Below are 26,941 nucleotides of genomic sequence, written 5' to 3'. Positions count from 1 at the left end.
GGGCAATTTTGCTACTGGCGAGTCTGTGTCAAGCTGAAGAGTCGCCCTTCCGGGGCATCCTCCAGCGTGACTTGAGATTTGCTCAGTGCATCTTCAACGATCAGGTTGAGACTCTGCCGCAGCAGTGTGGATATGTTCACGTCCTGTTGATCTGCCAGTTGCTGTAGCAGTTGCATTTCTTCTTCGTTAATGCGGGTTGACACGATATGTTTGGCTGGGCTGCCAATGCAGGTTCTTCCCATTGTTTCTATCTCCTTGGGGTAGAGCTTTACGAATAATGCAAATAATATTGCAGGCAAGGCTCGTGCCAATTGGTAAGACCTATTTTATGGCTATCTTTCAACTTATTTTACAATTCGTGTGGCGGAAAAGCATCACTTTGTATTGAAAATGGCCATATCCCGCAGTTGTGATTGGTGTGTTATTCTAACCTGCAGAGCTTTGTTTCTGTCCCCCGGAGAGTATCGTGCCTTTTTATCAACTGATCGATCGTTTCCTGCCTCGACGACTGCAGGCCAAACTGAGCCTGCTGGTGACCGCGTTGCTGATCCTGTTGGTCAGCTTGATCGGTGCGCTTTTTTCCGATTCAGCAGAAAAACTGTTACGCGAACAGATCGGGAAAAAAGCGTTGGAAGTAGCGCAATCAGTCGCGATCAATCAGCAGATCCGCCAGGGCCTGCGGGCGCGGGATGCTGACATGGTGCAACCTGTTGCGGAAGCGATCCGGCAGGCGACCGGGGCCGAGTACGTGGTGGTCGGCGACAATAACGAGATTCGCTTCTCCCATCCCGATCCGGAGAATATCGGCAAACGCTTTGTCGGCGGAGACCTCGGTCCAGCGTTGCGCGAGGGACGGTCCTATGCATCCGAGGCGGTCGGAACTCTCGGTCCTTCGCTGCGTGGAATTGTGCCCATTCGCGGTGATGATGGCGACGTGGTCGGATTTGTCGCTGTTGGCTACCTGATCAGCAATATTGAATCGATGATCCAGGACAAGCGGATGGAAATTTTCGGTTATGTCGGGATCGTCCTGTTATTCGGCGTGTTCGGCGCAACCGCCATCGCCCATGGCTTGAAATCGGCGATCATGGGGCTGGAGATTCACGAGATTGCGGCCCTGTTCCATGAGCGTAACGCCATTATCGGTGCAATCCGCGAAGGGATTATTGCTGTTGATGGCGATGGCAAGCTTTCTTTTGTCAACGTTGCTGCGCGCCAATATCTTGGGGAAGAGTTTGATCTTAAACTACGCGGGGTTCCGCTGAAAGATGTTTGCCCCTGTCCTGAACTGGCCCTGGCACTGGAGCGTGGTGAAAAGCTTCTAGACCAGGAGATGGTGTTGCAGGACCGGCCAATGATCGTCAGCATTCTCCCGCTGGCGGCGGAGCGGGGCGGACTGGTCGCCAGTTTCCGCCCCAAGGACGAGCTGGACCGGTTGGCGCGCGAGCTATCGCATGCGCAGGAATATTCGGAGCTGTTGCGCGCCCAGACCCATGAATATTCCAACAAAATGCACACCATCGCCGGTCTGCTGCAGTTAGGCGCGCAGCAGGAAGCCCTCGACCTGGTGATCAACGAAGCGAGCGGTTATCAGCAGCTGATTCGCAACCTGGCCGAGGCCGTCCCCGATCCGGTGATCGCCGGGGTGATCCTGGGGAAATACAACCGCGCTTGCGAGCTGAAGATCGACCTGGAATTCGATGCGCAGAATTCTTTTGCCGACCTGCCGCCGGAACTGGAGCGCGAACCGCTGGTGACCATCCTCGGCAACCTGATCGATAATGCTTTCGATGCCGTGCGCGAATCGAACGACAAGCCACTGGTGAGGCTTTATTTGACAGACCTCGGACCCGACCTGATTATTGAAGTTGAAGATTCCGGGCCGGGGGTGGCGGAAGAGGTTGCAGCGACTTTGTTCGATAGTGGTGTTTCCACGAAAGAGGGCGGCGCACGCGGAACCGGGTTGGCGCTAGTAAAGCGGGCGGTCGAGAGCGTTGGCGGTGAAATTACTTTCAGCGATGGTGAACTGGGCGGCGCTTTGTTTACCGTGATTATTCCGAAGTGAAGGTGACGAGCGATGGCGGACAATAAAGTCAGGGTGCTGGTGGTCGAAGACGACATGCGCATCTCCGAGCTGCATCAGCGGTTTGTCGAGAAACTCCCGCAGTTCGAGGTGGTCGGTCTCGCCAACGCTATTGCCGATGCTGCCGAGATGGTTGAAATTCTCCAGCCTGACCTGGTGCTGCTTGACCTGTTTTTCCCCGAAGGCAACGGTATGGACCTGCTGAAACGGATCCGTAGCAGCGAGCAGCCCTGTGATGTCATTTTGATTACCGCAGCCCGTGAAATGAGTTCGCTGCAGGAAGCGTTGCGGCGCGGTGTTTTCGATTACATCATCAAGCCGGTTTTCTTCCCCCGCTTTCAGGAAGCGCTGCAGAAGTATTACGACTACTTCTGCCAACTGCAGAAAGGTGGGGCCTTGGATCAGAGGGATGTCGATCGCCTGCTGCATGCCCATCGCGCGCCGGAAGTCGACACCGGCGCTATCCCCAAAGGGATCGATTCGCTGACCCTGACCAAAGTCCGCAACGTCTTCGACGATCCGTCCGTGACTGACCTGAACGCTGAAGAGGTCGGTAAGGCGGTCGGCATCAGTCGCTCGACCGCCCGCCGCTACCTGGAATTCCTCGCCACCGAGGGTTTTTTGAAAGCCGATCTGATTTATGGCGTGGTCGGCAGACCGGAGCGCAGGTATCTGCGGAATGACTGATTTCTTGCCGTGAGCACAATCACCAAAATCTCCACAAAAGAATAAATCCTTTTTAAATCCGTTTTATATACAGCTAGTTACGAGAGGGTTAGAGTCTCCTTAAAAGCAGGGCGGCGGTGCCGCCATTTCGAAAGGAGTCTCGTTATGTTGTATATCCAATTCCTCTTCCTGTTGTTGATGCTCTATCTTGGCAGCCGTTATGGTGGCATCGGTCTGGGCGTTGTTTCCGGCATCGGTCTGGCGATCGAAGTCTTTATTTTCAAGATGCCGCCGACCAGCCCGCCGATCACCGTTATGCTGATCATTCTGGCGGTTGTCACCTGTGCCTCGATCCTCGAAGCGGCTGGTGGTTTGAAATACATGCTGCAGGTAGCCGAACGGCTGCTGCGCTCGCGGCCGAAAATGGTCACCATCCTCGGCCCGCTGGTCACTTACACCATGACCTTCATGCTCGGGACCGGCCACGCCGTTTACTCGATCATGCCGATTATCGGTGACGTCGCGCTAAAAAATGGCATCCGCCCGGAACGGCCGATGGCTGCCTCTTCGGTTGCTTCGCAGATGGGCATCACCGCCAGCCCTATTTCTGCCGCGGTTGTCTATTACCTGTCCCAGCTCTCCGGCATTTCCGACAAGATCACTCTCGTCTCGATCCTTTCGGTGACCATCCCGGCGACCCTGATCGGTGTTGTCGCCATGTCGCTCTACAGTCTGCGGCGTGGTGTCGAGCTGGAAGATGATCCGGAATACCAGAAGCGTCTGCAGGACCCGGTCTGGAAAGAGCGGATTGAAGAGACGACCGCCACCACTCTGGATGAAAAACTGCCGACTTCGGCACGCAACTCGGTGTTGCTGTTCATCCTCGCCCTGGTCGTCATCGTTATTATCGCCATGGTGCCTGAAATTCGCACTTTGGCAGTCGGTGAGAAGCCGATCAAGATGTCGGTTATCATCCAGATGATGATGCTCGCCTTCGGCGGCATTATCCTGCTGGTCACCAAGACCAAGACCTCCAAGGTGCCGGAAGGCGTCGTCTTCAAATCGGGTATGGTTGCCGCTATCGCTATCTTCGGTATCGCCTGGATGAGTGACACCTACTTCAAGTTTGCCATGCCGGCGTTCAAAGGTGGCATCACCGAGATGGTCACCGCGTACCCCTGGACCTTCGCGTTGGCGATGTTCGTGGTCTCGATCGTCATCAACAGCCAGGCTGCGACCTGCCGGATGATGCTGCCGGTCGGCCTGGGTCTGGGACTTTCGCCGGCGCTGCTGATCGGGATCATGCCGTCCTGCTACGGTTACTTCTTCATTCCGAACTACCCGTCAGATATCGCCACCGTCAACTTCGACAGCACCGGTACCACCAAGATCGGTAAGTGGTACTTCAACCACAGCTTCATGATGCCCGGTCTGGTCGGGGTGCTCTGCGCCACGCTGGTCGGTTACGCCCTCGGCATGATGTTGCTTGGCTAGCTGAAAAAGAACATTCGAAAAAAGAACGGCCCTGCCAAATTGGTGGGGCCGTTTGCTTTCACTTGATTCCTTCTCCTTGGGGAGAAGGTGGCCGAAGGCCGGATGAGGGGGATTATTTCCTCGCGTTACTTCCCCCTCACCCCAACCCTCTCCCTTAGGGAGAGGGGGGATTTATTCCAGCCCGGTTAAACCCTTGATGTATTGCAGCCGCTCGTAACTTTCCGGGTCGCTGCTTTGCTGCTGACTCAGCTTGCCACGGAAATCGTCGATGCGGTTGAATCCCTGTTGCTGCATCCAGCTTTGCAGCTGATCGAGAATGGCCTGTACCTGGGCAAATCCCTGTTCGTAAATTACCGAGCAGATCTGGGTGACATCGGCCCCGGCCAGCAACTGCTTGGCGACATCCTTGCCACTGTGGATGCCGGTGGTGGCGGCCAGTTGGCAATCGAGCTTCCCTGCCAGCAGCATGATCCAGCGCAGCGATGTATGCAGCTCATCAGCGCTGCTATAGGGATTTCCGGCGTTCACCTGCAATTTGTCGACATCGATGTCGAGACGGTAAAAACGGTTAAACAGCACCAGCGCGTCAGCCGCCTGCTCGCCGGTGCTGAGCATTTGCGCAAGTTGACCGAAGGATGAAAAATAGGGCCCGATTTTCAGCGCCACCGGAATCTTCACTTGCTCTTTGACCGCGCGCAGGATCTGCTGGTAACGCGCTTCCACCTCTGTACTCGACAGATCCATGCTGTTGGCGAGGAAGCCGACGTTTACTTCCAGCGCATCCGCACCGGCAGCTTCCAGCTGCGCAGCGTACTCTGCCCAGCGCTCTGCAGTGATGCAGTTGATGCTGGCGATCAGCGGGATGTCGACCGATTTTTTCGCCTCGCGGATCAACTGCAGGTACTCCTGCGGCCCGCAAGCCTGGGCATAGCCTTCCAGGTAGTCGAATGCCTCGGTGTGGGCCTGGGCGAATTCGCCGGCGGCTTCACGCAACGCGGCGATATCGGCGTTGATCTGCTCTTCGAAGAGCGACTTCAGGACAATGGCCCCGGCGCCGGAATTGGCACAGTTCTGTATGCCCTGCAGGCTGCTTGTCAGGCCGCAGCTGGCGATCACCAATGGGTTTTTTAACTCAAGGCCAAGGTAGCGGGTCGAAAGATCAGACATCAAAGCATCCTTTTTTGTGGGTATTTAGTGATTGCACAAGAATGTCGAGTGACTATAATGGACCGGCTGAGTCACCTTTATCAAGTTCTACTTTGTAATGCATCAGGGAGACCGTGTTTATGAGAAGCGAGCATAGCACCGGAGATATCGCCAAGTGCCTGCGTTTGATGTTGTACGACAAGCCGGGCCATCTGGCAAGGGTTGCGACTGAAATCGGTAACCAGAACGTGCGCATCGGTGATATCCGGCTGATTCGTTCCGGCCGCACGCATAGTACCCGAGAGCTGGTGATCTTCGTCTCTTGTGAAGATCAGCTCGAAGATGTCATCGACGCCCTGACGCTGCTTGAGGGTGTGATCGTCGAAGATGTCTTTGACCTGGTGCAGGCTATCCACAAGGGCGGCAAGATTGCTACCAAAAGCCGCGTCGACATAAACACCATCTCCGATGTGCGCAAAATCTACACGCCTGGCGTCGCAGCAATCTGTAAAGACATAGAGCAACGTCCGGAGCTGGCTTACCAGTACACCGCGATCCCCAACCAGGTGGCGATTGTCACCAACGGCACGGCGATCCTCGGGCTTGGCGATATCGGTGCTGTTGCCGGGATGCCGGTGATGGAAGGCAAAGCGGCGCTGTTCGACCGACTGGTTGGCGTCAGCGGTGTGCCGATTCTGATTCAGAATCACGACCCGCAGGTGATTATCGACACCGTGCGCAACATCGCTCCGACTTTCGGCGCCATCAAGCTGGAAGACATCAAAGCGCCGGAGTGCTTCGAGATCGAAGATACTCTCGATGGCGAACTCGATATCCCGGTTCTGCACGACGATCAGCATGGCACCGCCGTTGTCGTGCTCGCATCTCTGCTTAACGCCACCCGCTTCTCCGGTCTGATGCTGCGTAAATCAGTGGTCGGTGTTATCGGTCTTGGCGCTGCCGGTATGGGGATCAGCAAGCTGCTGACCTCTTACGGTGTCAGCGGCCTGATCGGCACCGATCTGGATGCTGATGCCTGCAAACGTTTTGAGTCGATCGGCGGTCGAGCCTGTTCGCTGACCGATGTGATGAGAGATTCCCATATCGTTATCGCCACCACCGGTTGCCCGCAACTGATCAAGCCGGAGATGGTGCGCAAGGGCTCGGTGATTCTGGCGCTGTCGAATCCGAACCCGGAGATCGAGCCGGAACTGGCGGTGGAAAGTGGTGCCGCCTTTGCTGCCGATGGCAAGAGCGTCAACAACGCGCTGGCTTTTCCGGGGTTGTTCCGCGGGGCACTGAACATCCGCGCGACCCGGATCAACGACAAGATGAAAATTGCCGCTGCTCAAACCATTGCCAAGTGTGCGGAGGAGAACGAGCTGGTTCCGGGCTTGTTGCATCCCGAAGTGCATCAGGCTGTGACCGCAGCTGTTGAACGGGCCGGACTGGAGTCCGGAGCGATCAAACCCTGGTAACGCCTGCAGCCGAAAAATCTTGAACCAACCTGCCTGACATGCTACCACTGCGTGACTTTTCCCGGCCCGGATCGTATTGATCCGGGCCGCTTCTGTGAGGTAGCCATGATCCATCTGACCGATATCTGCAAACAGCACGGCAACCGGGTGCTGTTCAAAAACGCCAGCTTCCAGGTTCTGCCCGGCAGTCGCACCGGCCTAGTCGGCCCGAACGGTGCCGGCAAGTCGACCATTTTCCGCCTGATGACCGGGGAAGAAGCGCTCGATGCCGGTGAAATCAGCTGTGGCAAAAAGACCGTGATCGGCTATTTTTCGCAGGATGTTGGCGACATGTCGGGCCGCAGTGCGCTGGAAGAGGTGGTCGCCGCTTCTGAGGCCACGGTCGCGTTGGGTGAACAGATCTCTGAAATGGAAGCGCAGATGTGCGAGCCGCTGGAGGATGACGAGATGGCGACACTGCTGGAACGCTACGGCGACGCCCAGCAGGAGTTCGAGCATCGTGGCGGTTACGATCTGGAGAGCCGCGCGCAGGCTGTGCTGACCGGCCTTGGCATCGGCCCGGACGATTACAACCGGCCGGTCGAATCTTTCAGTGGTGGCTGGAAAATGCGTATTGCCCTGGCGCGGATTCTGACGATTAATCCTGATGTACTGTTGCTCGATGAGCCGACTAACCACCTGGATGTCGAATCAATCGTCTGGCTGGAAAACTGGCTGGCCGAAGAGTACAAAGGCGCGCTGGTAATGACCAGCCACGACCGTGATTTCATGAACCGACTGGTCGATCGCATCGTTGAAGTGGCCGGTGGCTCTATCACCAGCTACGGCGGCAACTACGATTTCTACCTGCGTGAGCGGGAGATCCGCCGCGAGCAGCTGGTGGCCAGCTACAACCGGCAGCAGGAGATGTTGGCAAAAGAAGAAGATTTCATTGCCCGTTTTGCCGCCCGTGCCTCGCACGCGGCTCAAGTACAGTCACGGGTGAAAAAGCTGGAGAAGATCGAGCGGATCGAGCTGCCGCCGGAGCAGAAGGTGGTCAAGTTCGAGTTTTCAGAGCCGCCGCGCAGCGGCGACGATGTTGTTGCGCTTGATGATCTGGCAAAAGTCTGGCCGCTCGATGGCGGCGGCGAAAAGCCGGTTTTTTCTGGCATCTCAGGCATGGTTCGGCGGGGCGAAAAGATTGCCGTGGTCGGTGTCAACGGCGCCGGTAAATCGACCTTCCTGAAAGTCATCAGCGGTGAAACTGAAGCGACCAGCGGTAGTGCGACCATCGGTGCGAACGTGCATCTCGGTTATTTCAGCCAGCATTCGATGGAGCTTCTCGATCCGAAAAAGACAGTTTTCGAAACCGTACAGGATGCCCTGCCACAGCAGACAATCGGCGTGCTGCGTAACCTTTGTGCCGCTTTTCTGTTTCAGGGGGATGATGTCGACAAGCGGGTCGACAAGCTCTCCGGCGGGGAAAAATCACGGCTGGTGCTGGCAACGCTGCTCGGGCGACCACTCAACCTGCTGATTCTCGACGAGCCGACCAACCACCTCGATATCCAGTCGCGCGAAGTGCTGCTTGAGGCCTTGCAGAATTTCACCGGAACCCTGATGCTGGTTAGTCACGACCGCCACTTTCTGCGTTCGCTGGTCGGCCGGGTTTTTGAGATTGACCACGGGGAGATGATCTCTTATGAGGGAGATTACGAATATTACCTGCAGAAAAGTGGTCGCGACCACGGCCATGTTTAAGAGTAAATCAATCGATAAAAAACTTTAATTTCTGTAAAACCTTGGTATTATCTAACAAGTCGTTGCTGTTTGTTGCTGCTAACTGCTTTGTAAACCGGGGTTTTTACCATGCTGCATTTTCTGCGATCGGCATGTTTGCTGATCTGTAGTGCACTCTTTGTCTGCCTTCCCGTCGGCTGGGCCCAGGCATACACCGGCGAGACAGGCCCCCTTGCCCTGACTGCTGAAGAAGAGGCATGGATTCAGGCTCACCCCGTTGTCCGACTTGCTCCCGACCCCGACTTCCCGCCACTTGAATATTTAGACAACAATTTAAACTATCGTGGGATCGCTGCTGATTTCGTCGCTCTGCTGGAAAAGAAGTTGCCGCTGAAGTTCGAAATCGTCCGCATGGACAACTGGAGTGACGTGGTGCAGGCGGCGAAAGACCGGCGCATCGATATGTGGGGAGCCGCCGTACCGACGCCGGAGCGGCTTGAATACATGCTGTTCACCAAGCCGTTCGTTGAATTCCCCGCGGTGGTCTTGGTGCGCGATTCGGAGCAGGACTTTCCCAAGCTGAATTATCTGCAGGGGAAGCGGGTGGCCGTGGTGGCGAATTACGCCGACCACGAATATATGAAGCGGGCGCATCCCGAAATCCCCCTGGAGGTTATGCCTGATATCTCTGCCGGGTTACGCCAGGTCTCTTTCGGCAAGGTCGATGCGATGATCCTCAATATCGCTTCAGCCTCCTACTATATTGCAAAAGATGGCATCACCAACCTGAAGGTCACTGAAGACACCGATTTCATCTTTGATCTTTCCTTTGCCTGCCGTAGCGACTGGCCGGTGTTGCAGAGCATTCTGAGCAAAGGGATGGCAACGATCACGCCGCAGGAGCGCAAAAAAATACTCGACAACTGGGTTTCACTTGGCAAGGAGGGTTGGCGACCTTCGCCGACTTTTATTCTGACCGTTGTCGTTGTGTTGTTTCTCTTTATTCTGCTACTGGTTCTGCAGTGGAACCGCAGCCTTAAAACGCAGGTTGCGCAGCGGACCGGGGAGCTGCAGAAAGAGCTGGAAGAGCGTGAAGCTGCGGAGCTGCAAACGAGAAAATTGCAGGAACAGGTCAATCGATCGAAGAAAATGGAGGCGCTCGGCCTGCTCGCGGGTGGAGTCGCGCATGACCTGAACAATATCCTCGCCGGGGTCAGCGGCTACGCGGAACTGATGCTGATGAAGCTGCCGGAGGACAGTCCCTGTCGCAAACATGCCTCCGCCGTGCGTGATTCCGGTGAGCGGGCAGCGGCCGTTGTCGCCGATATGCTGACGATTTCGCGCAACGCGGCGTCCGACAAGAAGACCATCAATCTCAACCGCTTGGTCAAAGAGTACCTTTTTTCACCGGAGCACGCCGAACTGCAGAAGCGTTTCCCGCAGGTAAAAGTCGATACAAAGCTTGACGAAGAACTACTGAATATCTCCTGCTCTGTTGTGCATATCAAGAAAACCATTTTGAATCTGGTTCTCAATGCCGCCGAAGCGACCAAAGAGGGCAATATTCTGTTGCAGACGAAGAACTGCTATATCGACAGCCCTTTCGGTCAGTACGAAGAGGTTGCGGTTGGCGAATATGTGCGGCTGCAGATTTGTGATAATGGTCCCGGGATCGCTGCGGAAGATATCGAACATATCTTCGAACCTTTCTTCACGCGCAAAAAGCTGGGGCATAGTGGCACCGGCTTGGGGCTGGCGGTGGTTTGGAACACGGTGCAGGATCATGGTGGCTATATCGACGTGGACCAGCCGGAGAGAGGCAGCTGTTTTAAAATCTACCTGCCGGTCTGCCGCGGGGAAATCTCTGCCGAGGAAATCGCCGACTGTTCAGAGCTGCAGGCGAACGGCGAACGAATCCTGGTTATCGACGACGAAGAGCAGATCCGTGATCTGGCAAGCCAGATGCTGACCACCCTCGGTTACTCTGTTTCTGTTGCCGAAAGTGGGGAAGAGGCTTTGGCCATGTTGCGGGAAGAGCAATTCGATTTGCTCTTGCTCGATATGATCATGGAGCCGGGGATGAATGGCCGCGAAACCTATGAGCGTGCCGTGGCGTTGCGACCGGGCCAGAAAGCCTTGATCAGCAGCGGTTTTTCTGAGAGCGACGAGGTCAAGTTGACCCAGAAGGCAGGGGCCAGCGGCTACCTGAAAAAACCATACAGCATGCGCGAACTGGGCAGCGCGGTTAAAGAAGTGCAGCAAGGCTGAGCGTGAAAGTGGGGGGCGATGACAGAGAATTGTTATTACTACCGGGCGAAGATTGTTTCCGTGTACGACGGTGATACCTGCCATGCCGATCTGGACCTTGGCTTCGGCATCTGGAAGAAGAAAGAAACGTTACGCCTGTCCCGGATCAATGCCCCGGAGATTCGCGGTGAAAGCAAAGAGGCCGGACGCCTTTCACGCGACTATCTGCGTGGCCTGATTTTGGATAAAGAGGTGATGTTGCAGACGTTGCGGGACAGCAAGGGCAAGTACGGCCGCTATATTGCAGAAATCTGGTTGCAGGACAGCGTCGATGACAGTTGGCATAACGTCAATGATCTGCTGGTCGAGAAGGGGCACGCCATCTATCAGGAATATTGAACCTTTCGGCAAAGATCATTTGCCAGACGTTTCCCGCCGTTTTTCGTATACGTTTTTTCGTCTCCCTGTTTCTGGTTTTCCGTTAGAAATCGGTTATTTTTTCGCTGTTCCTGTTGATCTTGTCCAGGATTAGAGTATACTAAGCAGGTTGTTTCTGAGCCGTTCTCCGGCTTGCGAGGGGGCAGTTGTTCTGTTGCCGCAGTATGTTGAATGTTTTTTTACAGACGGTGTCTCGATGAAGAAATGTTTCCTGTTACTGATCAGCCTTCTTTTGTTCCTGCCTGCCTGCACGCAGCAGCCTGAACCCCTGCCGATTATCCGCCTGGGGCATGCGCCGCATGACCACCATGCCGCAATTTATATTGCAGCCCAGCTGCCGGAATATTTTCATCAACATGGTGGTATCTATTTGCAGGAAGTCAAGTTCAAGGAAGAGTATCGGTTGATCGAAAACGGCAAGCCGATTGCGACTCTTCTGGTGCAGGGCTCAACAGGTGGGGCGCAGCTGGTGCGCAAGTTGAGCGAAAAGCAGCTCGATGTTGTGCTGGGTGGCGTTCCGGCGATGCTGGCGCAGATCGATGACGGCAGCAGTCTGAAAATCGTTGCCCCCTTGATGTCCGAAGGAGCCGGCCTGATTTTGCACAACAGCCTGCCTGCCAACGACTGGGCCGGCTTTATTGCGTTGGTCAAACAAAGAAAACAACCGTTACGCATCGGTTATAAAACCAAAAATTCAGTGCAGAACCTGATCTTCGAGCAGGCGCTGAACGCCGAAGGGATCAGCTTTGCCAAGGAGAACAGCAACGCTGGCGTCGAGGTCCTGGTGCTCAACATGCACGGGCCGAAAAACCTGATTCCGGCGTTAGAGAACGGTTTGATCGACGGCTTTGTCGTTATGCAGCCCTTTGCGGCGCTGGCGGAGTATCAGCGGGTGGGCAAGATGGTCGCCCGGTTGCGCGATCTGCCGCCGGAACATCAGTGGGTCGATCATCCCTGCTGCGCTATTGCTGCCAATGGCAACCTGCTGATGCGGGAGGATAAACTGCTGAGCAAATTGACTGCACTGCTGATGCGTGCCAACCTCTACCTGCAGCAGCATCCGCAGGAAGGTGCGGAATTGGTGGCGAAGTGGCTCGGCAAGCCGCTCGAAGTGGAGTTGATGTCCCTGCCGACAATCCATTACCTGACCGACTTCTCTGACGACTGGCAGCGTGGTATCGATGTCTGGATCGAAAACATGCAGGAGCGGGGGAGTTTTGATGGGGCCCTTGGCAAAGAGCGTGATGCCGACAACGCTGCCGATCTGATCTATCATCAGCCAACCTACGACAAGGTTCGCGAGCTGCTGGATAGCCGATGAAACTTTCGCAAAAGGTCTTCTGGATCTTTTTCAGCATCACTTTCGTCACCCTGATTCTGGCTATGAGCCAGTTTTTGACCTACTACGCCCAGCAGCGGCACAGGCAGGTTCTTGATCACATCAGCCTTCTGCAAACACAGGTGCGAGAACTTGATGTCCTGCACCTGGCCCTGTTTCAGCAGGGCAAGTGGTTCGATCGGGCGAAGTTCGAACGTCTGCGCAAAGAGAGCACCGCGACCTGCGCAATTATCCAGCAAGAGATGGCCCATACCTCGCAATACCTGCAGGAAAAGCTCGGTGGCTTGAGTTTCCACCTGGAGAACTTCGGCCAGGCGCTGCATGAACTGGCAGAGGTACGCGGTGCCACCGAACGGCTGGAAGCAGCGATTCATAATTCGTTGCGGACTTTGCATGCCCATGGCGCAGCGAGCGCCGAGCATTCCGCCGAACATCAGCAAGGTCTGCAGCACAGCCACGATCAGGCGAATGAGACCCTGGTGCTCGATCTGAATCTGCAGTTCCAGGTGTCCTCATATGTCCATCATCGCCAGTACCAGCGGTTGCCCGAAATTAAAAAATCGATCGCTGTCCTGAACTCCGTGACAGCCGATCCCATTTTAACGGCGCAGCTCGATCATCTGGTGCAGATGCTGGAAAAATATTATCAGCGTAACCTGGAACTGGATGATCGCAAGCAGTTTGTCGAATCCTCGGCGCTGAACTTTTCCAATATGAGCAGAGAGATTCTGAGCGCACTGAACGAAGAGAATGCTGCTCAGCAGCGACTGGTTTCGCAGCTCTCACTGGCGATCAGCTTTGTCGGTGTTTTGGCGGCTGGATTCTATTGGTACCGGATTCGCGTTTACATCCGTCGTTTCCTGTTCAACCAGAAGCAGGTGATGCAGGCACTGCAGACCGATGCCGAATTCTTTGAAATGGAGCCGCAGAGCGAAGATGAACTGGGCGAACTGACCGGCACGATGCAGGACCTGGCGGTTGAACTGCGGACGAAAAAAGCGGATCTGCTGGAATCGGAAAAGAAATACCGTTCGCTGGTGGAAAGCCTGAACGAGTGGATCTGGGAAACCAACGTTAACCACCGTTTCTCCTATTGCAGTGAAGCCGAGCAGTCGATCACAGGCTACTCGCAGGCCAGCATGCTGGGGCGCAAGTACCTGGAACTGTCGAAAGGCTGCGAAGAGGAATCGGTTTTTGCCGAGGTCGAAGGGCATTTTCGCGAGCGGACAGCCTTTGTCAATGTTGAACGGCGGATTACCTGTGCCGATGGCAGTATCAAGTACCTGATGTCCAGTGGTTCGCCACTGTACGATAAAGATGAGAATTTTATCGGCTTCCGTGGCGTTGACCGCGATATTACGGCCCTGGTTGCAGCCCGCGAAGCACGCGACCAGATGGAGGAGCGGCTGCAGCATTCGCAGAAAATGGAATCGATCGGGCGGCTGGCGGGTGGTGTTGCGCACGATTTCAATAACATTCTCAGTGCGATCATCGGTTATGCCGAGCTGATCACGCATCGACTCGAACAAGAGCACAGCTGCTTCCGCTATGTTCAGGAAATCCGCAACTCCGGTGAGCGGGCGGCAGGTTTGACCAAGCAGCTGCTGGCGTTCAGCCGCAAGCAGACGCGCACCCCGCAGACCCTTGATCTTGGCGCCGAAGCTTTGGCCCTGTCCGATATGTTGCGCCGTTTGGTTGGTGAACAGATCGACCTGCAGATCGAGGTGGGTGATAACCTCTGGCCGGTGCTGATGGATAAATCGCAGCTGGAACAGGTGATTGTCAACCTGGCGGTCAATGCCAAAGACGCGATGCCGGAGGGCGGGCAGCTGAAAATCAACCTGGTAAACTGCCCGGTCGACTGCGAGTGCCGTCCTGGCTTTTTACCGGAGATGCAACAGAAGGATACGGTTTGTTTGACGATCAGCGACACCGGTTGTGGCATCCCAGAAGAGCTTCTGGAAAATATTTTTGAACCTTTCTTCACCACCAAGGAGAAGGACAAAGGCACCGGCCTCGGTCTGGCGATGGTCTACGGGATCATCACTCAGAACAACGGTGACCTGCAGGTTGACAGTGAGGTCGGGAAGGGAACGTCATTTACAATTCTGTTGCCACGCTCGGAACAGGGTTCAGAGCAGGTAAAAGAAAAAACACAGAAAAAGGATCTGCGTAAAGGGAATGAAACGATTCTTTTTGCTGAAGATGAAAACGCATTACGGCAGATGCATTGTGAATTTCTCGAATCACTCGGCTACCGGGTGATTCCGGCTGAGGATGGTGTTGACGCACTGGAAAAATACGCCGCGGCTGAGCGGGTCGATATGTTGGTGACCGATGTGGTCATGCCGCATATCGGCGGTGTCGAACTGGCGAAGCGTCTGCTGGAAAAAGATCCGGAGCTGAAGGTGCTTTACACTTCGGGCTATACCGATCGCAGCCTGTTCGAAGACGGGGTGCTCAAAGAGGGGACCAATTTTGTCTATAAGCCGGCGACACCGATGGACGTGGTGAAAATGATGGCACGCCAGCTCGACTGATCAGGCCCTTTGCTATTTAAAGCCAAACTTCTGCAAGGTTTCCAGCGGTGCCTGGTCGAAGTGGGAAAACTCCATGGTAAAGCTGCCTTGCCCCTTGGTGGCGCTGCGCAGTTCGGTCATGTAACCGAACATCTCCAGCAGCGGCACTGTTGCCCGTACCACGTCCTGCCCCGGTCGTGAAGTAACCCCCTCCACCTGTCCCCGTTTCTGTTGCAGGCTGCCCATTACCCGGCCGGTGTAGTCTGCCGGGGCGGTTAGTTCCAAGGCCATCACTGGCTCCAGCAGGGTCGGCTTGCCGCTACTCAATGCCTGTGACACAGCGCGGTTGATTGCCGCTGAAATGCCGAGATCGGTGGTTTTGTTGCCGTCGTATGGAGCCTTGCTCAGGGTCAGCTGCATGTCGGTGAGCGGGTAGCCTGCGACCGGTCCCGACTGGCAGGCTGCTTCCAATTTCAGCTGCAACGCTTCCCGATTCTCCTCAGGCCACTGTTCCAGCACCTCGGCAGGAATCTCGATCTGCAGGCCGCTGCGGCGTGGGGTCGGCACGATTCTGATGTGTGCCTCACCTTGATGTATTTTGCCATCGATCTCGCGTTCAAACAGTTCGTGATGTCCGCTTTCTTTGGTCAGGGTTTCACGGTAGACGACCTGCGGACGGCCGGTGATGGTGCCGACTCCGAAGTCGGTTTCAAGTCGCTGCACCACAACTTCCAGGTGGAGTTCGCCCATGCCGGTGAGCAGGGTCTGACCGGTCTCCGGGTCTTCTTTGACGAGGAAGGTCGGGTCTTCCCACTGCAGCTTTTCCAGCGCCGGCGGTAGCTTGTCGCGGTCGTCGACGGTTTTCGGCTCGACCGCCAGCGAGACCACCGGCTCCGGGTACTCCAGCCCGGCCAGCTGTAGCGGCGTCTCCGCCAGGCTGATGGTGTCGCCGGTGAGGACATTTTTCAGCCCCGTGGCTGTGACAATGTCGCCGGCGACCGCACGGTCGATCCGCTCTCGTTTGTGCGAATGCATGCGGAACAGCCGGGCGACTTTTTCTTCACCGAGGGTGCGACTGTTGTAGACAGCATCGCCCGGCTTCAGGCTGCCGGAGTAGATGCGCAGATAGGTCAGCTTGCGCCCTTCGTCGGCCAGAACCTTAAACGCCAGTGCGCAGAGTGGCCCCTTGCTGTCGGTTTCGATTTTTTCCTGCTGTTCGTTGTCGAGCCGCATGGCATCGGCAGGGGGGATGTCCAAGGGGGACGGGAGCAAAGAGCAGATGGCGTCGAGCAATGGCTGGATACCTTTGTTGCGCAGTGCCGAACCGAGGAATACCGGCGAAATATGACAGCCGATGACGCCTTGTCGCAGTGCTGGCATCAGGCGCTCGCCGCTGATCGGTTCGCCCTCGAGAAAATCGTTGAGGATTGAGTCGTCGTAATCGGCGGCCGCTTCGATGATCCGTTCGCGGGCCTGGTGAACATCTTCCAGCAGCTCTGCAGGGATGTCTTCTTCAGTCAGGGTTTTGCCGAAATCTTCTTCATCGAACAGGATCGCTTTCTCGTTGACCAGATCGACGACGCCGCGAAAGGCGTCTTCGTGGCCGATCGGCAGCTGCAGCAGAATCGGTTTGGCGTGCAGTTTTTCGATCATGGCGATCAATACGTCACGGTGGTCGGCGCCGATGCGGTCCATTTTATTGATCAGGCAGATGCGCGGAACGCTGTAGCGGTCGGCCTGGCGCCAGACCGATTCGCTCTGCGGCTGGACGCCTTCGACCGCACTGAAAATAGCGACGGCGCCGTCGAGAGCACGCAGCGAGCGTTCAACCTCGATGGTGAAGTCGATATGGCCAGGGGTGTCGATCAGGTTGAAGGTATAGTCGCGCCAGCTGCAGGTGGTGGCCGATGCCGTGATGGTGATGCCGCGCTCCTGCTCCTGATCCATCCAGTCCATGACCGCCATGCCGTCGTGAACTTCGCCCATTTTGTGGATTTCGCCGGTGTAGAAGAGAATCCGTTCGGAAACGGTGGTTTTACCGGCATCGATGTGCGAGATAATGCCGAAGTTGCGGATCTGGTTGCGGTTGACATCAGCCATGATGAGCTCCCCTGAAACGGCAATCAAATTATTACATGAACCCTAATCATAACAGAGCTTTGCCCGCTTTAGGTAAAAATCATGCGCTTTCCGACCGCAGCCGCGACAGGTGGTCGAGGTCGATCTGGTTGTGGGTAAAATACTCTCGTTCCAGTTCTTCGACGTAGAAACGGTCGAGACCGCTGTTGCTGAGAAAATCCTCGCGCAGGTGGCGATCCTGTGAAGAGATGATTTCCGGTAGCAGGCTGTGCAGGTAAATCGCTTCCTTTTTGATGTCGTGGATGACGTTGCGGAACAGGCCGGGATCGAGCAGGTCGCTGATGATGCCACGGACCAGCAGTTCGTCGCTCAACTCGTTGAACAGCTGCTGCTGCTCCGAATCGGTTTCGTAACGCGAATAGCGGTTGCGGATACGCTCCTTGGCGTTGTGCAGCACGGTGTTGTAGAGACGTTCTTCGGCATCGAGCTGTTTCAACCGGTTTTCCAGCTCTTCCAGTGTCAGCTGCCCGGCGGAGGTTTCGTTCAACCCGCGTTCAAGGCAATCGAGTTTGCGTCGGCCGAAACGACCGAGATAGCCGTTGCCGAGGATGTCGTCGAAAAACAGACGGCCGAACAGGTTGCGCGACAGGCTGTTGAATGCCTGCTGGTTGCCGAGCAGGCTGCGCAGGATCTTGTCCGTCAGGCGAAAATTTTCCATGAAGGCCATCTGGCTGAGCATGTTCAGGCTGCTGTCATAGCGGTCGAAGAAGGTGATGATGTAGGAAAAGTTTTCCAGCAGCGATAGCGGCGCACCGTCGCGGATCGCCTCGTCGCACTCTTTGCCGGTTTCCAGCAGCAGCTGTTCGAAGCCGTGGTCGCGGTTGCGCTGTGCCTGCTGCTTGGCGAACAACAGCTGTTCCATGTCGATGCTGTCAACACCGGAGCCACTGCGATAGGGCTGGAAGATTTTCTGCAGAATCTGCCGCGTGGTCGACATGTATTCCGGCTCGTCAGCCAGCTGCCTGGCCGGAATCTTCAACTGGTCGTCCAGCGTCAAAAACAGTGGTGAAGGGATCTTGTTGCGCACCGAGAGGGTTTTTAACCGGGTCAGCTGGGCATGCTGTTCCGGTTCGAGGTAGCCCTGCCGGTAGCACTGAATCAGGGTGCGGCGGTATTCGTCGATGATGCGGTAGTTGTCACGGTGCCGGTACATGACGTCGACGCGGATGCGTTCCTGCTGGTAGCGGTCGATACCGAGGTCGTTGGCCAGCACCTGCAGCTCACTGAACTGCTCGTCCGGAATCTGGCGATGCTGGTAGTAGAGTTTTTGGAACTGCTGCTGGTAGCGCTTGTTACGGATGTTGATCAGTCGAACCAGGTAGAGTGTCGCCTGTTCCGGCAAAACCTTCAACAGTTCGGTTGCCAACTCGGAATCGTCCCTCTGGTTGAGGTGGGGCAGGCGCTTCAACCGACGACCGAGCAGGCGCAGGATCTGCTCCTGCTTTTGTGGATGGTTGCTGCCGCTGATGCCGTCCACGAAGAAAGCATAGTTGAAGACCGCATGTCCTTCGAAAAACAGTTGCGAGTAGCTGCTCTGGTTGCTGTTCTGCTTGCCAAGTTCAAGGCGACCGTCTTCGTTGTAGCTGGCGCCATGCAGGGTCAGTCGGTTGAGGATGCCCCCCTTGGTCAGGTCTGCCAGCGGCTGATCAACACCGAACATGTATTCACAGAAGGTGCCGCCGTTACCGACCTGCTTGATCCCATCGTTGCTTAAGGTCAGCTCGTTGCCGGGAGAGAACAGCCGCAGCTGCTGTTCGGAAATCTGGTAGAAGTGATGATGCAGCAGGCGTTTTCCGGCGGCAGTGGCGTAATATTCGATGCTGTCGTTGATACGGCCGTGCAGCCGCAGTTCGGTGTTCATTTGCGCGCCTCCGGCGACAAGGGGAGGGAACAGCTGAATCCGTCGTAAGCGAACTCGATCCCTGCAGGCAGTGTTTTGCTGTCGCGTCTGTGATCGATGTCATGACTGAGATGGGTCAGCAGGGTCCGTTCAGCCCCGATTCTTTTCGCCATTTCAATCGCCTGGCTGATGTTAAAATGGGTGTCGTGTGGTTTGAAGCGCAGCCCGTCGAGCACCAGCAGCTTCAGCCCGGACAGTTTGAGCAGCGATGCTTCCGGGATGCCGTTGCAGTCGGTTAAATAGGCGAAGGGGCCGCAGCGGTAACCATAAACCTGCATGCCGCCATGCTCCAGCGCGATCGGCTCGATTTTCTGCTCGAACAGGTAAAAATCATCCTCGATCGGATGCAGGCTGAGGCGGGGGACGTAGCCCGGTTTTTCCAGGTTAGCGAAAATGTAATCGAAATTATCCCGCACCCGTTCCAGCGTGCGTGGCGATCCATAAAGCGGAATTGAGCCCCGGTGGCGGAAGTTGAAACTGCGCAGATCATCGATGCCGTGCATGTGATCAGCGTGGCTGTGGGTGTAAAGTACCGCGTCGATCTGGCGGATACCCTCGCGTAGCGCCTGCTGTCGCAGGTCGGTGGCGGTGTCGATCAGCAGGTTGTGGCCAGCGTAACTGAGCAGTGCGCTGCAGCGGGTGCGTTTGTTGTGCGGATCATTTGACGTACAAACATCGCAATCGCAGCCAATGACAGGAACACCTGTGCTGGTTCCGGAGCCGAGGATCGTTATGTCGAGGGTGGTTGCTGACATCGGTATCGATTATTGGTTAGAATTAAGAGAATGTTTTAATAATTTAGCACTTTGCCAGCAACCGAACAACCTTTGTTTGTGCTTGATCACTTGCTTGTCACCTTTTCCTGCAGTAGACTGCCCAAAAGTGAAAAGGTTTTTATCTATGTCTGAAAAGAAAGCCGAAGAGTTCAACAAGCTGTGTGTCCGTTGCATCCGCCAGTGCAAGCAACCGATAGCAATTCAGATGCTGGAATGTCCACGCTTTCAACCTCGGCCGTTTAAATCTGAAAAGCACAGGTTTCAGCAGCTGGACCTGTTTGATGATAATTGATCCGTTAGAGAGAAGCTCATGTATCTTGACGATCTGAATCTGTTGGCAGAAACGACAAAAAAACTGCAATTGGCAGCTCCCGAGATCATTCGGTTCGGCCGCGGCCGAATCAAGGATTTGCCTGAGCTGGTGAGAAGCTTTGTTGCCCCTGGTGCAACCGTTGTCCTGTTAGGGGGAGTCAGCTACAAGCGCCTGCTTGAGCAGTTGCAGGCCCGGATGGCAGCGGAAGGAGTGCAGTGTGAGCTGATTTCTGGCATCAGCGGTGAGCCGACAAACGAATCTGTCGATGCGACGACGCAGCAGGTGCGCGAACTGCAGCCAAAGCTGGTGATCGCCTGTGGTGGCGGCAGCGTAATCGATACCGCGAAAGCCGGTGCGGCGCTGGCGACGAACGGCGGCATGGTCGAGGATTACCTGGAAGGCGTGGGCAGCGGGCGGAAAATCGAAGCCGACCCTCTGCCGATGATCGCTATTCCAACCACGTCCGGGACCGGTGCAGAGATGACCAAAAACGCGGTCATCAGCAACTACCGCAAGCAGTACAAAAAGAGCTTCCGCGATGAGCGGATGATTCCGGACGCAGTTATTCTCGATCCCGAATTGACCACCGATCTGCCTTCCGGAGTGACTGTTGCGACCGGGCTGGATGCTCTGACACAGTTGCTTGAATCGGCGATCTCCAGGCGTCGCACAGAAACGACGACAGCGCTTGCGTGTGAAGCGCTGGTCAAGGTTCCAGAGGCTTTGCTGACATGTTTTCGTCAGCCGTACAGCCTGGTTGCACGTGAGCGGATGATGATTGCTTCGGCTGTCAGTGGCATCTGCCTGGCAAATTCAGGTTTGGGGCTGGCGCACGCTGTTGCTTCTGCTCTTGGTGCCGTTCACCGGGTCGGCCATGGAATCGCCTGTGGCGTCATGCTGCCGCACGTGATGGAGTACAACAAGTCCGGGGCCGCGGATGAGATGGCGCAGGCTTTTGCCGCGATGCTGGGAGAGAAGCAGGTGACAGGTGAGACGGTGGATCGTGGCATCGCCAAGCTCAAACAGCTACTGAAAGCATTGGAGGTGCCAAGCAGTTTGCGCTTGTTGCCACTACTTGATGAAGATCTTCGCCTGTTGGCGGAGAAAGCGCAGGGGAACAGTTTAAGTGGCAACCCGGTGGAGATGGATAGCGAAGCCGTCTATCAGTTCCTGAAGACAGTTGCCTAGGCCGATCGGGGAACCTCGGCAAGGAATGTCTGCAAAATCGGGATGAATTTTTCCGGTTCGACCAGGAAGGAATCGTGGCCATAATCCGATTCGATCAGGTGGTAATCGACCGGTTTATTCAGCCGCCGCAGCTCATCGACCACTTCTTGGGTCTGCTGCGGCGTGTAGAGCCAGTCGGACGTAAAGGCGAACCAGAGTGACGGGCAGTTCAGCCGGTCGAGTGCTTCGCTGAGAGAATCGAAGTTCCAGGCGACGTCGTACAGGTCGAGCGCTTTCGCCAGGTAGAGGAATGAATTGGTGTCGAAACGATCGACGAAGTTGCCGCCGTTGTAATCGAGGTAGCGTTCAATTTCAAACTTGCCGAAAAAGTCGAACATCCCGTCCCGTACCGAAAAACGCCGTCCGAATTTCAACCACATCGAGGCATCTGAAAGAAACGAAATATGTCCCACTGCGCGCGCCAGCGCCAGCCCGTCAGCCGGTGGGTGTTCCGGCCTGTAGTTGCCTTTTTTCCACAGTGGATCGTTGAAAATTGCCTGACGTGCCAGAGCGTTGAGGGCAATCGCCATCGGCGAGGTGCGGCCGGTGCCGGCGATCGGTACGATGGCACGGATCATTTCCGGGTAGTGGATTGCCCACTCGATCGCCTGCATGGCACCCATCGAGCCACCGACGACAGCGTGGATCGATGTGATGCCGAGATGGTCGATCAGTAGTTTCTGCGCGCGGACCATGTCGCGCACCATCAGTGAGGGGAATTTCAGCCGGTAGGGCCGGCCTGTTTTCGGGTCGATGCTGGTTGGCCCGGTCGAACCTTTGCAGGAGCCGATAACGTTGCTGCAGAGGACGAAATACTTATCGGTGTCGAATACTTTGCCGGGGCCGATCATATTATCCCACCAGCCCGGCTTGCGGTCTTCCTCATCATGAACGCCGGCTGCATGGGCATCGCCGGTCCAGGCGTGGGTAACCAGAATGACGTTGTCTTTGGCTGCGTTGAGTTGGCCGTACCGCTCGAAGGCGATGGTCAGCGGCCCCAGAAGACGACCGCTCTCCAGCCGCAGTTCGACATCAAAATCAGCGTATTCAGTTTTGACCAGACCAACCGAATCGTTCAAGCGAAGTCCCTCTCGAAAACTAAAAAAGCCCTTTCCCGGGACGATGGGAAAGGGCCTTCTGAATACGGGATGGCTGTATCAGTGGCTCCGTCCTCATCTGTCCCCTGGAAAATTTCCACTGGGCAGGAATTGGCACCAGGCGCCGATTTTTCAACCGACCGGTTGCCGTGGTTTCGCAGGGCCGTTTCCCTCCACCACTCTGGATAAAGACGTTGTTGCTGTTTGCTTGCTCGGCGACTCTAGCGTACGGGTCGGCCGTTGTCAATCGGAACTGCTGCTCAACTCTCTTTCTGCTCTTCGTTATCGATTTTGAACGCACCCATTTCTTTTTGCAGCAGATCAGTGTGCTCGATCAGGCTTTCGACGACGCTGTCCATGCCGTTGGCGCGGTCGGCGTTCTCTTCGGCAATCCGGTGTACCATGGCGACCGATTTGACGACTTCGTTGCTGCGCTCGTCCTGGTGCCGGGTCGCGGTGTCGATCCGTTCGATCATCTGCTGGATATGCTCCATGCTCTGCGAGATCTGCTGGCTGCCGCGGTTCTGTTCGCCGGTACTGTTTTTAACCTTTGCGGCGATGTTCTTCATCGACTCGGCAGCCTCCGAGAGGTTGCGGGTGCTGGCTGTCTGCTGGCCGATTGATGTCGCGATCTGATCGAGCATCTTGGTAATGCCGAGCATCGCTTTGGCGATGTTGCGATTTTCCGCCGACTGCTTCTGCGTCTGCTTGGCAATGCCGGTGATCTGCTCGGTTGAAATCAGTGAACTTTCGTGCAGTTTTTCCAGCGCTTCACCGGCAGCGGCGGAGCGTGCAACCTCCTGCTGCGCACGTAAGGTTCCTGCTTCGATGGTCGAGACAGCAGTTTTGGTTCCCTGCTGCAGGTTCTCGATGATCTCGGCTATCTCTTTGGTTGACACCGATGTGCGTTCGGCCAGGTTGCGGATTTCTTCGGCGACGACGGCGAAGCCTTGGCCGTGTTCACCCGCCTGGGCGGCAATGATAGCTGCGTTCAGGGCCAGCAGATTGGTCTGGTCGGCGACTTCGGCGATGACGTTGATGATGTTGCCGATGGCATCGGAGCGCTCGCCCAGATCCTGGATCGTCATATAGGCCTGTTCCATCATCTCTTCCAGGTCACTGATGCCGCGGATGGTGTCCTGGACCGCTGCCTTCCCTTCCAGCGCGTCGCTTGCTGCCTGCTGGGCAAGCTGGCTGGTTCGTTTTGCGCTCTTTTCAATGACGCTGGTCGCCTGCTCCAGTTCGTCTGCCGATTTCGAAGTTTCGCGGGCGTTGCTGGTCAATTCGATGATGTTCCCGTCGACCTGCTCGTTGGAAGATGAGAGCTGGTGGATCGAGCTGGAGATATCGCTGATGATGCCGAACAGGTTTTCCATCTGTTCGCCGATGCTAAACGTGGTTGACTCCAGTTCGTGGGTTGCAGCAGCGCTTTCCTGCACAGCGGCGACGAGGTTGGAGACATTGTCGGCAATTTCTCCTGACGTTGCGCCGATTTCGGTAATCCCTGTATGGGTCTGCTCCAGTGCTTTGGTCTGCTGTACTGCCGCGGCGCTGACTTCGCTTGACCGGGAGCGGATGGTGGCGGTGGCAGAGGTAAGCCCGGTTGCCGCTTTGCGGCTGTTTTCGACGATACCGCGCAGCCTTTCAACAAAGAGGTTGAAGCTGTTGGCAAGCATGCCGACTTCATCGTTGGAGTGGATATCCAGTGTTTTTGTCAGGTCTGCTTCGCCTTCAGCAATCTCCTGCAGGTTGGCGACGACCGAGTCGAGCGGCCGGGCAATGCTGCGGGAGATAATGATGCCAAGGGCGATGGCGATGGTCATCACGGCTAAAGAAATCAACACCAGTGTACGCTGCATGCTCTTGTTGGCAATCTGGATCGAGGAACTGTCGAGAGCAATCAAAAAACCCGCCGATTCATGATTGAGGGGGTAGTTGTAGACGATGTGTTCCTGCCCACGCAAATACATATGGACTGCATCTTCGTCCAGAGTCTGGTCCAGGTCCTTTTGCAGGTTTTTCAGTTCTTCCAGGCTGGTCGTGACGATTCTTTTGCCATCATGGAAGGCGATATCAGCACCAATCATGTCCTGTAGCTGCAGAGAGTGTTTTTGATCGATGTAGTGGTAGGCGCGCAGGTTGCCGATCAGGGAACCCTGGAAGTTGAGTGGAACAGTGGCAATGATGGCGAGCCGGTTTTTTTGCACGGTGAGCTGACTGTCGCTTTCGGTGCTGAATTCGACCTTCTTTCCTTCAACTTTTTTGATGATTTTTGGTTCGGCATTTTTCCCATTAGCTTCCAGAACGTGGCGATGGCCATCAGCGTGAACCAGCTCAAGCAGGTCAAAGCCGAACTGGGTGCCGTTATGCTTCATCAGGTGGTGCAACTGTTCGGGGTCGCCAGTGATCTGGCCAAAATAAATAGCGTTGAGCATCTCCTCATCTTTGCCGAGGATTTCCATGTCTTCTAGCAGCGAATCTTCTTTTTGCGACACGCCCTGCATGATGTAACGCCCGGCCTGGTCGGCCATCAGCTCCATTTGATCTTCGACCTGACTGCTGGCAATGTCGGAAAAGAGATAGGTGAGCAATAGCATCGGAAGAACGGCCAGAATGAGCAGGGCGACCAGGATTTTCCAGCGGATGCTGATGATGTTTCGCATTCGACCCTCGTGTGCTAGGGAATAATTCAAAAAAAGTAGCAGAATTAGAGAATTAATAGAATCTGCAGATTGTATATCGTTAATGGAAAACATGCAAGCAAGCTGTTACCTCCTCGGTGATTGAAAAAACGGTGAAGGCTGCCTGTTTTTTGGGCGCCACTGCCTGAAAAGTAATCAGCTGTGACGTTGACCTGCTGGCAAAAGCCCATTTTAATGGGAGGAAGAAAGTCGGCACGGGGTTTGAAGCGGTAAGCGGAGGTTTAACAATGATGTTGACGCGACATAGGAGACGAGGAGGTCTTACCGATGGAAGCATCGCTTGCTGCCCTGCAAAAAGGTGGGGATGTTCTGTTTTTGTTGCTCGGCGCTGTCATGGTTTTCGCCATGCACGCCGGTTTTGCGTTCCTGGAAGTCGGCACTGTCCGCCGTAAAAACCAGGTCAATGCTTTTGTGAAAATTCTTTCCGACTGGTCGGTGTCGACCGTTGTCTATTTTCTGATCGGTTACCCGATCTCATACGGTGTGCATTTCCTTATGCCCGCTGCCGATTTGATGGGCAACAATCAGGGTTACGAGCTGGTTCGCTTTTTCTTCCTGCTTTGCTTTGCTGCCTGTATTCCGGCGATCATCTCTGGCGGTATCGCCGAGCGCGCCAAGTTCTGGCCACAGGTCTTTGCCGGTGCTATTTTTGCCGGCATCTCCTACCCGATATTCGAATCTATTATCTGGGGTCAAAACAGTGCCGGTCTGCAAGGTTTCTTCGAGAACACCTTCGGAGCCCCGTTTCACGATTTTGCCGGCAGTGTCGTTGTACATTCAATCGGCGGCTGGCTGGCTCTGCCTGCAGTTCTCATTCTCGGTCCTCGAATGGGGCGCTGGATACGTGGTCGCAGCCAGGCGATTCCGATCAGCAACATTCCGTTTCTTGCGCTTGGTAGCTGGATTTTGGCGATTGGCTGGTTCGGTTTCAACGTGATGAGTGCTCAATCGTTGGGCGGTGTTTCCGGCCTGGTTGCAGTCAACTCTCTGCTGGCGATGGTTGGTGGTGTTCTGTTTGCGTTGGTTGCCAGCAAGAATGACCCTGGTTTTGTCCACAACGGTGCCCTGGCTGGTCTGATCGCCATCTGCGCTGGTTCTGACCTGGTTCATCCGATTGGCGCTTTCTTTGTCGGCGGTATCGGCGCTCTGATCTTTGTCTACGGTTTCCAGTATGAGCAGGAGAAACTGAAGATTGATGATGTTCTTGGCGTTTGGCCGCTGCATGGTGTGGTCGGCACCTGGGGCGGAATCTCTGCCGGCATCTTCGGCACTTCGGCGTTCGGTGGTATTGGTGGCGTTTCTTTTATGTCCCAGCTGGCTGGCAGCTTGTTGGCGGTTGTCTACGCCGTGGCTACCGGTTTTGTTGTCTATAAACTGATCGATATGGTTGCCGGTTTCCGTTTGGATGAAGAGCGTGAATTCAACGGTTCCGATTTGAGCGTGCACCAGATTGGTGCCTACCCTGAAGAGAGCGTAAAATAATGAGTTAAAATTAATTCCAGAGAGGATTGACAGGCCGTTTACGGGTTGTAGACTGGGTTAAAAAGCAAGATTACAGAGGGCAGTGGCAGCCCTCTGCTTTGCCCTGGCGACCTTATCCCTCCTGGTCACCAGGGTATTTTTTGACGATAAATAAAAAGGGGCTGCAGACAAAATCT

General features: G+C 55.5%; 19 protein-coding genes and 1 riboswitch. Of the genes, 12 read left to right on the top strand and 7 right to left on the bottom strand.

Annotated elements, in window-relative coordinates; all coding sequences use genetic code 11:
* Nucleotides 1-11 precede the first annotated feature (11 nt).
* On the bottom strand, nucleotides 12-242 hold the full coding sequence (locus BUB13_RS06155) for a hypothetical protein (RefSeq protein ID WP_072906839.1): 231 nt from the start codon (nucleotides 240-242) through the stop codon (nucleotides 12-14).
* Nucleotides 243-466: 224 nt separating this feature from the next.
* Here BUB13_RS06155 and BUB13_RS06150 point away from each other — a divergent pair, with 224 nt between their 5' ends.
* The 3 genes from BUB13_RS06150 to BUB13_RS06140 all read left to right on the top strand — a co-directional run bounded on the left by BUB13_RS06150 (nucleotide 467) and on the right by BUB13_RS06140 (nucleotide 4,243).
* Entirely contained in the window at nucleotides 467-2,065 is a 1,599-nt protein-coding gene (locus tag BUB13_RS06150) for an ATP-binding protein (RefSeq protein WP_208610131.1), read from the top strand.
* 12 nt (nucleotides 2,066-2,077) lie between these two features.
* Nucleotides 2,078-2,770, top strand: coding sequence for a response regulator (locus BUB13_RS06145; protein ID WP_072906837.1), 693 nt, complete (start codon nucleotides 2,078-2,080; stop codon nucleotides 2,768-2,770).
* Nucleotides 2,771-2,914: 144 nt separating this feature from the next.
* Complete coding sequence (locus BUB13_RS06140; RefSeq protein ID WP_072906835.1) at nucleotides 2,915-4,243, top strand: anaerobic C4-dicarboxylate transporter; 1,329 nt, start codon at nucleotides 2,915-2,917, stop codon at nucleotides 4,241-4,243.
* Between the two features lie 171 nt (nucleotides 4,244-4,414).
* Here the strand turns inward: BUB13_RS06140 and BUB13_RS06135 are convergent, their stop codons facing one another.
* Nucleotides 4,415-5,410, bottom strand: coding sequence for a dihydroorotate dehydrogenase-like protein (locus BUB13_RS06135; protein WP_072906834.1), 996 nt, complete (start codon nucleotides 5,408-5,410; stop codon nucleotides 4,415-4,417).
* 167 nt (nucleotides 5,411-5,577) lie between these two features.
* Here BUB13_RS06135 and BUB13_RS06130 point away from each other — a divergent pair, with 167 nt between their 5' ends.
* From BUB13_RS06130 to BUB13_RS06105, 6 genes are all read left to right on the top strand, one after another.
* Nucleotides 5,578-6,867: an NAD-dependent malic enzyme gene (locus BUB13_RS06130; RefSeq protein WP_425269179.1), complete on the top strand. Its 1,290-nt coding sequence runs from the start codon at nucleotides 5,578-5,580 to the stop codon at nucleotides 6,865-6,867.
* Between the two features lie 105 nt (nucleotides 6,868-6,972).
* Nucleotides 6,973-8,607, top strand: a complete 1,635-nt coding sequence (locus BUB13_RS06125; RefSeq protein WP_072906819.1) for an ABC-F family ATP-binding cassette domain-containing protein — start codon at nucleotides 6,973-6,975, stop codon at nucleotides 8,605-8,607.
* A gap of 108 nt (nucleotides 8,608-8,715) precedes the next feature.
* Nucleotides 8,716-10,854 (top strand): response regulator, encoded by a 2,139-nt coding sequence (locus BUB13_RS06120; protein ID WP_072906817.1) that lies wholly within the window; start codon nucleotides 8,716-8,718, stop codon nucleotides 10,852-10,854.
* Nucleotides 10,855-10,872: 18 nt separating this feature from the next.
* On the top strand, nucleotides 10,873-11,232 hold the full coding sequence (locus BUB13_RS06115) for a thermonuclease family protein (RefSeq protein ID WP_072906815.1): 360 nt from the start codon (nucleotides 10,873-10,875) through the stop codon (nucleotides 11,230-11,232).
* A 235-nt stretch (nucleotides 11,233-11,467) separates the two neighbouring features.
* Nucleotides 11,468-12,592: an ABC transporter substrate-binding protein gene (locus tag BUB13_RS06110; protein ID WP_139249318.1), complete on the top strand. Its 1,125-nt coding sequence runs from the start codon at nucleotides 11,468-11,470 to the stop codon at nucleotides 12,590-12,592.
* Nucleotides 12,589-15,150, top strand: a complete 2,562-nt coding sequence (locus BUB13_RS06105; RefSeq protein ID WP_072906811.1) for an ATP-binding protein — start codon at nucleotides 12,589-12,591, stop codon at nucleotides 15,148-15,150. The genes BUB13_RS06110 and BUB13_RS06105 overlap by 4 nt, the downstream gene beginning before the upstream one ends.
* A gap of 12 nt (nucleotides 15,151-15,162) precedes the next feature.
* Here BUB13_RS06105 and fusA read toward each other — a convergent pair whose 3' ends face one another.
* The 3 genes from fusA to BUB13_RS06090 form a co-directional block, all read right to left on the bottom strand.
* Nucleotides 15,163-17,229 carry an elongation factor G gene (gene fusA / locus BUB13_RS06100; protein WP_072906810.1) on the bottom strand — a complete coding sequence of 689 codons (2,067 nt, stop codon included), beginning with the start codon at nucleotides 17,227-17,229 and terminating at the stop codon, nucleotides 15,163-15,165.
* Nucleotides 17,230-17,308: 79 nt separating this feature from the next.
* The gene (locus BUB13_RS06095; protein ID WP_072906809.1) at nucleotides 17,309-19,129 is read right to left on the bottom strand and encodes a TIGR04442 family protein; all 1,821 of its coding nucleotides are present in this window, start codon (nucleotides 19,127-19,129) and stop codon (nucleotides 17,309-17,311) included.
* Entirely contained in the window at nucleotides 19,126-19,923 is a 798-nt protein-coding gene (locus tag BUB13_RS06090) for a GPMC system MBL fold metallohydrolase (RefSeq protein ID WP_072906808.1), read from the bottom strand. The genes BUB13_RS06095 and BUB13_RS06090 overlap by 4 nt, the downstream gene beginning before the upstream one ends.
* Nucleotides 19,924-20,068: 145 nt before the next feature.
* Between BUB13_RS06090 and BUB13_RS19035 the strand changes: the two genes are divergently transcribed.
* Together BUB13_RS19035 and BUB13_RS06085 are read left to right on the top strand one after the other, a co-directional pair.
* Nucleotides 20,069-20,236: a hypothetical protein gene (locus tag BUB13_RS19035; protein ID WP_167366804.1), complete on the top strand. Its 168-nt coding sequence runs from the start codon at nucleotides 20,069-20,071 to the stop codon at nucleotides 20,234-20,236.
* An 18-nt stretch (nucleotides 20,237-20,254) separates the two neighbouring features.
* Nucleotides 20,255-21,445: an iron-containing alcohol dehydrogenase gene (locus BUB13_RS06085; protein ID WP_072906807.1), complete on the top strand. Its 1,191-nt coding sequence runs from the start codon at nucleotides 20,255-20,257 to the stop codon at nucleotides 21,443-21,445.
* Here the strand turns inward: BUB13_RS06085 and metX are convergent.
* Complete coding sequence (gene metX / locus BUB13_RS06080; protein ID WP_072906806.1) at nucleotides 21,442-22,563, bottom strand: homoserine O-acetyltransferase MetX; 1,122 nt, start codon at nucleotides 22,561-22,563, stop codon at nucleotides 21,442-21,444. The genes BUB13_RS06085 and metX overlap by 4 nt on opposite strands.
* Before the next feature lie 90 nt (nucleotides 22,564-22,653).
* Nucleotides 22,654-22,773: riboswitch (SAM riboswitch) on the bottom strand.
* A 68-nt stretch (nucleotides 22,774-22,841) separates the two neighbouring features.
* Nucleotides 22,842-25,244, bottom strand: a complete 2,403-nt coding sequence (locus BUB13_RS06075; protein WP_072906805.1) for a methyl-accepting chemotaxis protein — start codon at nucleotides 25,242-25,244, stop codon at nucleotides 22,842-22,844.
* Nucleotides 25,245-25,550: 306 nt separating this feature from the next.
* On the opposite strand from BUB13_RS06075, the gene BUB13_RS06070 reads away from it, so the two are divergent.
* The gene (locus tag BUB13_RS06070; RefSeq protein ID WP_072906803.1) at nucleotides 25,551-26,765 is read left to right on the top strand and encodes an ammonium transporter; all 1,215 of its coding nucleotides are present in this window, start codon (nucleotides 25,551-25,553) and stop codon (nucleotides 26,763-26,765) included.
* Nucleotides 26,766-26,941: the final 176 nt, after the last annotated feature.

The sequence above is a fragment of the Malonomonas rubra DSM 5091 genome (assembly GCF_900142125.1).
Taxonomy (GTDB): domain Bacteria; phylum Desulfobacterota; class Desulfuromonadia; order Desulfuromonadales; family Geopsychrobacteraceae; genus Malonomonas; species Malonomonas rubra.
Note: the sequence above shows the minus strand (reverse complement) of the source record. Positions and strands in the feature narration are given on the sequence as shown.